This window comes from Burkholderia sp. AW49-1 (assembly GCF_053427845.1).
This window is the reverse complement of sequence record NZ_JBSAXF010000016.1, coordinates 127,872-134,485: the sequence shown is the minus strand read 5'-3', so window position 1 is coordinate 134,485 and position 6,614 is coordinate 127,872. Positions and strand designations below refer to the sequence as shown.

The following is a 6,614-nucleotide window of genomic DNA, read 5'->3' as shown; positions in this document are numbered from 1 at the left end:
CTGCGTGGCGCGGCGTCAGGCCACGCGTTCGCCGGTCGGTGCGGTGCCGTCGGGCGCGTGATGGCGGCCGTGCTGCTTCGCGAGCAGGTCGCGGTACAGGCCCGGACGGTTGCGCAGCACGTCGGGGCTGCCGTCGTCGATCACCTTGCCGTTGCTCATCACGATGATCCGGTCGAAGTTGCGCAGCGTCGACAGCCGGTGCGCGATCGCGATCACGGTGCGGCCGACCATCAGGCGGTCGAGCGCGCTCTGGATCGCTTCCTCGGATGCGCTGTCGAGCGCGGACGTCGCTTCGTCGAGCAGCAGGATCGGCGCGTTCTTCAGGATCGCGCGGGCGATCGCGATACGCTGGCGCTGGCCGCCCGACAGCTTCACGCCGCGGTCGCCGACGATCGTGTCATAGCCTTCCGGCATCGCCTCGATGAACTCCGAACAGCGGGCGTCGCGCGCGGCGGCGAGCACTTCGTCGCGAGTCGCTTCGGGCCGGCCGTATGCGATGTTGTCGTAGATGGTCCGATGCAGCAGCGAGATGTCCTGCGGCACGAGCGCGATCGCGTGCCGCAGGCTGTCCTGCGTGATCGCCTTCACGTCCTGCCCGTCGACCTTCACGGCGCCGTCCTGCGTGTCGTAGAAGCGCTGCAGCAGCGCGAGCACGGTCGACTTGCCGGCGCCCGACTTGCCGATCAGGCCGACGCGCTGGCCCGGTTCGATATGGAGATCGAAGTGATCGAGGATCGCGCGGCGGTGCGGATACGCGAACGTCACGCGTTCGAAATCGACGCGCCCGCCCTTGGCCGACAGCGGTTGCGCATCGGAGCGGTCCGGCATCCCGTGTGGCTCGAGCAGCGTTTTCACAGCTTCGGACAGGCGTGCCACGTGCTGCGTGACGTCGACGAGCGCGACCGCCAGATCGCGCGTGCCGTGCAGGATCGTGAAGCCGAGCGAGCTGACGAGCACGATGTCGCCGGAGGTTGCGCGGCCCTGGTCCCACAGCCACAGCGCCCAGCCGAGCAGGCCGGCGGACAGCATCGCGGTGATCACCGCGTGCAGCAGGCGCAGCTTCTCGAGATAGAGCAGGCTTTGCTGGCGCGCGTCCATCTCGGCCTTCACCGTCGCGCCGAAACGCTTCTGTTCGCGCAGCGTCATCCCGAACGCACGCACGAGGCCCATGTTGCCGATCACGTCGACGAGCTCGCCGTCGACCGCGGCGGCCTTCGACGCGAACGCGTGATGGCGCGCGGAACCGCGCCCGGCGAGCTTGAACAGCACGACCGAGAGCACCGCCGAACAGCCGAGCAGGCCGGCGGCCATCAGCGGGTTGACGACGATGATCATCAGGATCGCGCCCATCACCGCGATGCACGGTGGGAGCACGTTCCACGCCATCGTGTTCTCCGACGTATAGACGGCGTTCGACGTGGCGGTGATGCGGCTCGCGAGCGTGCCCGGTTGCTTTTCCGAGTAGTACGTCGGCGAATGGCCGATCAGGTACTGGAACAGGTCCCGCCGCAGGTCGCCCGTGACTGCGACGAACGTGTGCGCCGCGACCCAGCCGCCGACGCGCCACAGCAGGTTGTCGGCCGCGATCAGCCCGACGAGCAGCGCGAACGCGCTCCACAACGGGCCAGGATGATGACGCCCGGCCGCAAGCACGTCGATCAGGTGTTTGATCGCATATTGCGAGCCGAGCGCGCAGCCGACGGCGGCCAGCACGCTGCAGAGCACGACCAGGTGCGCGACGGGATGCAGGCGGATGTAGCGGAACAGGAACGCGATCGGCCGATGCGCGTAGCTCGACAGCTTCGCGTTGTGGGCGTTGCGCTGGGCAGGGGTGAGAGATTCCAAAATATGCGTGCGGTGATTCGGTGATTGAGCGGATCGCTGGATCGCAGCCGACGGTCGCCCGGACTGAATAATCCGGCATTGTAAACAAGGCCGTGCATTGCGCTGCGCGAATCTTGCCTTGGTCAGGGGCGCGCGATCAATTTTGAGATAAAATCCGGCATCCTGTCCCGCCGCATGCGCCGGAATCGCGCTGCCGACGGCGGGGGGATGACCCGGAACGCCAAAAGGGCCTTCCACTCTAGAACGGACGCCCAAGTCCGCGGGTTGCAAAGTGTTGCACCTTTGTAACAAAGTAAAGTATTTGAAATGTTGTGCGCCGTATCGGGATTACCCCTAGATAATCGGCTCCGGGTTCGATTCCAGGTTTTTTTACGAACCCCTGTCAACGGGTCTTCGTTTCAAACGTTCTATGCCTGTCGCGTCGCCGACGCTCCTCGAGCAGCGCGGGTTCGACGCCCCCGGCAGGCTGATTCGTCGGATTTTCGGACGAAATGCATCCAGCCCGGACCGCCGGCAGGTTGCCGACCCATACCTGGTTTTTAGCCGATTTTTTAGGAGTTACGCATGCGAATCGCCCAAATCGCTCCGTTGCACGAAGCGGTGCCCCCGAAACTGTACGGTGGTACCGAGCGAGTGGTGTCCTACCTCACCGAAGCTCTGGTCGAGATGGGGCATGACGTCACGCTCTTCGCGAGCGGCGATTCGCAAACGTCGGCGAAGCTCGAAGCGTGCTGGCCGCAGGCGCTGCGCCTCGACCCGACGATCCGTGACGTGATGGCCCCGCACATGCTGCTGCTCGAGCAGGTGCGCCGTCGTGCGGAAGAGTTCGACGTCCTGCACTGCCACATCGACTACTACCCGTTCTCGCTGTTCTCGCGCCAGCCGGTCCCGCATCTGACGACGATGCACGGCCGTCTCGACCTGCCGGAACTGCAGCCGATCTTCAACGCGTTCAGTGACGTGCCGGTCGTGTCAATCTCCGACAACCAGCGCATCCCGCTGCCGCAGGCCAACTGGCTGTCGACCGTGTATCACGGCCTGCCGGAAAACCTGCTGACGCCGATCCCGAACGTGAAGCCGAGCTACCTCGCGTTCCTCGGCCGCATCTCGCCGGAGAAGCGTGTCGACACCGCGATTCGCATCGCCGAGCAGGCCGGCCTGCCGATCAAGATCGCCGCGAAGCTCGACAAGGCGGACCGCGCGTACTACGAAGAGAAGATCAAGCCGCTGTTCGCGCTGCCGCACGTCGAGTACATCGGCGAAATCAGCGAGTCGGAAAAGACCGAATTCCTGGGCAACGCGCACGCGCTGCTGTTCCCGATCGACTGGCCGGAGCCGTTCGGTCTGGTGATGATCGAGGCGATGGCCTGCGGCACGCCGGTGATCGCATTCAAGCGCGGTTCGGTGCCGGAAGTGATCGAAAACGGCGTGTCGGGCTTCGTCGTCGAAGACGAGCTGTCGGCCGTCGCGGCGCTCAAGCGCCTCGATACGCTGCCGCGCGAGAAGGTGCGCGCCGCGTTCGAAGCACGTTTCTCGTCGAAGGTGATGGCGCAGAACTACGTGAAGGGCTACGAGGAACTGCTGCGCCAGAAGCGCCGCACGGTGCTGCGCGAAGTCAACGCAAGCTGATGCCGGAGTGCCGGCCGCATTGCGGCTGACACCGTCATCGACGCCCCGTCCGGGTCCCCGGCGGGGCGTTGTCACATCTGCGGCGCCGATCTGTTGTATTCTCGCCGCGCCCGGCGCCGCGAACGGCCCCGGAAGCGGTCCGGCACGCCATCCGGCCGTCTGTCCAGACGGTAATGTCCCTATAATGGCCGTGCCGCGAAATCCGGCCCCGCACGAACATCGAGAGGAGAGCAGTCTTGGCGAGATCGAAAACCACGCGCGCAGCACCGGCCCCCGGCGCCGGCGTGATCTTCGCGTTGCGCGCGATCGGTCTCGTGCTGCTCGCGCGCTGGCTGTTCTCGATGTCCCAGATGGGCTATCGCGCGTCGCTGTCGGCGATGGTGTCGTCGCCGTGGGCGTTCGTCTATCTCGTGCTGATCTTTCTTCTGCTCGCGCTGCCGGGCGCCGTCGCGCGCGCCGAGCGGCCGTTTCATCCGCTGCCGCAGTGGCTGCGACAGGCGCTGCGGGTCTTCGCGCTGATCGGTTTCCTGTTTGCCGTGTGGTCCATCGGCGCGTTCGCGTGGGCGGCCGGCTGGCGCCGTGCGCTGCACGCGGTGACGGCGACCAACGGCTGGCTCGTCGCCGCGCCGGCGCTGTATGCGGCGATCGTGTGGATGTGCCGCCCGCGGCCGCTGTGGCGCACCAACGTGGCCGCGCGCCGCTTCGCGGTCGGCCGCTACGCGATCTCGCTCGATACGCTCACGCGTACCGCGATCGTCTGGATGGAGAGCCGCAAGGTCGGCCAGTACGACGCGCGCGAACTGTCGGTGCGCTGGCCCGGCCGGGGCGCGTCCGCGGCGGTCGAGCAGGATGCGCAGGCGGCCGCCGTGCCGCCGCGTCGCGGCAGTCTGTTTCGGCGGCCGAAGGTGGAACTGCTGTGGGATTCGCCGGCGGCCGTCGGTCATAACCGGCAGATCGTGATGCGTGCGCCGCTCGCGACCGAGGGCGACCGCGTGGCGGTGCTCGCGCTCGACGCCGCGCTCAAGCAGATCGTCTGACAAGGCCTGCGCGGCGCGCGGGCGACAAGGAGGCGCAATGATCGTTCGCTGGTTGCTGGCAGCCGTCCACCTGATGGCGTTCGGCGTCGCGTTCGCCGCGATCGCGGGGCGCAACCGCGCGCTGCGCCGGCTCATCGCGTCGGCGCAGGCCGCCGACCTGCCCGGCGTGTTCAAGGCCGACGCGGCCTGGGGTTTGTCCGCGCTGGTGCTGATCGCGACGGGGCTCACGCGCGCGTTCGGCGGCTTCGAGAAGGGCGCCGCGTATTACCTTCACGAGCCGCTCTTTCACCTCAAGATGACCGCGCTCGTGCTGATCCTGCTGCTCGAGATCGTGCCGATGCTCGGGCTGATCCGCTGGCGCATCGCCGCGCGGCAACAGCAGATGCCCGATCTGGGCCGCGCACGCACCTACGTGCGGATCGGGCACTGGCAGGCAGTGCTCGTCATGGTCATCGTGTTCGCCGCGTCGGGAATGGCGCGGGGGATCGGGGCGGCTGGCTAGGCCTGGCCGGGCAGGTGCGGCCGGCTAGGCCTTTCGACCGGGCGGACTCGCCGCCCGTCTCGTCCCGCGCTCAGCGCACGAGGCAGGGGCGCTTGTTGTTGAACGTCCACCCCGGAATCAGATACTGCATCGCGGCTGCATCGTCGCGCGCGCCGAGCCCGTGCTGCTTGTACAGCTCGTGCGCGACCGCGACCGCATCCATGTCGATGTCGATGCCGAGACCCGGACGCTTCGGCACTTCCACGAGCCCGTTCTCGATCTTCAGCGGCTCGCGCGTCAGCCGTTCGCCGTCCTGCCAGATCCAGTGCGTGTCGATCGCAGTGACCTGACCGGGCGCGGCGGCCGCGACGTGCGTGAACATCGCGAGCGACACGTCGAAGTGGTTGTTCGAATGCGAGCCCCACGTGAGGCCCCAGTCGCGGCACATCTGCGCTACGCGCACCGAGCCCTGCATCGTCCAGAAGTGCGGGTCGGCGAGCGGGATGTCGACCGCCTGCAGCTGCACCGCATGACCCATCTGCCGCCAGTCGGTCGCGATCATGTTGGTCGCCGTCGGCAGCCCGGTCGAGCGGCGGAATTCGGCCATCACCTCGCGGCCCGAGTAGCCGTTTTCCGCACCGCACGGATCTTCCGCATACGCGAGCACGTGATGCAGGTCGCGGCACAGCTGCACGGCCTCGTCGAGCGACCACGCGCCGTTCGGATCGAGCGTCACGCGTGCTTCGGGGAAGCGCTCGGCGAGCGCCGTCACGGCTTCGATCTCGCGTGCGCCTTCGAACACACCGCCCTTCAGCTTGAAGTCGTTGAACCCGTAGCGCGCATGCGCGGCTTCGGCGAGGCGCACGACTGCCTCGGGGGTCAATGCCGCCTGGTCGCGTACGCCCGTCCAGTCGTCGGTCGCGCCGCGGCCGTCGCGGTAGGGCAGCGCGGTTTGCGTGCGGTCGCCGACGTAGAACAGGTAGCCGAGCATCTCGACGCGCTCGCGCTGCTGTCCCTCGCCGAGCAGGGCGGCCACGGGCACGCCGAGATGCTGGCCGAGCAGGTCGAGCAGCGCGGCCTCGAGCGCAGTGACCGCGTGGATCGTGGTGCGCAGGTCGAAGGTCTGCAGGCCGCGGCCGCTCGCGTCGCGGTCGGCAAAGGTGCGCCGCACGTCGTTGAGCACCGCATGGTAGTTGCCGACCGGCTGACCGACCACGAGCGCGCGCGCATCCTCGAGCGTGCGGCGGATGCTTTCGCCGCCCGGCACCTCGCCGACGCCGGTGCGGCCCGAGCTGTCCTTCAGGATCACGAGGTTGCGGGTGAAGAACGGGCCGTGCGCACCGCTCAGGTTGAGCAGCATGCTGTCGTGGCCGGCGACCGGAATGGCTTGCAGGTCGACGATGCGCGGCGTGTCGTGGGAAGGCGAGGCAGTGACGGCGTTCATGGCGGCGATGGCGAAAGAGTGGGCAATGCCGTGCGGCAAAAGCTTTGCCGCGCGCGGCGGGAGGTGCGATCATTCGACAACCGACGTGCGCGGCGCGCAAGCCCCGCATGTCGACAGCAACCCGAAAGGGTGGGGGCGACCCGCTCGATGCCTGTGTCACGGCAGACCGGAACAAGCG

Annotated in this window: 5 protein-coding genes; 3 read left to right on the top strand and 2 right to left on the bottom strand. The window is 67.7% G+C overall.

The window, feature by feature from the left end; genetic code table 11:
* Positions 1-15: 15 nt before the first annotated feature.
* Entirely contained in the window at positions 16-1,845 is a 1,830-nt protein-coding gene (locus ACV22W_RS22920; RefSeq protein WP_448021946.1) for an ABC transporter ATP-binding protein, read from the bottom strand.
* 564 nt (positions 1,846-2,409) lie between these two features.
* Between ACV22W_RS22920 and ACV22W_RS22915 the strand changes: the two genes are divergently transcribed.
* The 3 genes from ACV22W_RS22915 (at position 2,410) to ACV22W_RS22905 (ending at position 5,013) form a co-directional block, all read left to right on the top strand.
* Positions 2,410-3,474, top strand: coding sequence for a glycosyltransferase family 4 protein (locus ACV22W_RS22915; RefSeq protein ID WP_059523676.1), 1,065 nt, complete (start codon positions 2,410-2,412; stop codon positions 3,472-3,474).
* A gap of 236 nt (positions 3,475-3,710) precedes the next feature.
* Positions 3,711-4,511 carry a hypothetical protein gene (locus ACV22W_RS22910; protein WP_448021944.1) on the top strand — a complete coding sequence of 267 codons (801 nt, stop codon included), beginning with the start codon at positions 3,711-3,713 and terminating at the stop codon, positions 4,509-4,511.
* A 37-nt stretch (positions 4,512-4,548) separates the two neighbouring features.
* On the top strand, positions 4,549-5,013 hold the full coding sequence (locus tag ACV22W_RS22905) for a DUF2214 family protein (protein ID WP_448021942.1): 465 nt from the start codon (positions 4,549-4,551) through the stop codon (positions 5,011-5,013).
* 70 nt (positions 5,014-5,083) lie between these two features.
* On the opposite strand, the gene gudD is transcribed toward ACV22W_RS22905, so the two are convergent.
* Positions 5,084-6,436 (bottom strand): glucarate dehydratase, encoded by a 1,353-nt coding sequence (gene gudD, locus ACV22W_RS22900; RefSeq protein ID WP_448021941.1) that lies wholly within the window; start codon positions 6,434-6,436, stop codon positions 5,084-5,086.
* Positions 6,437-6,614: the final 178 nt, after the last annotated feature.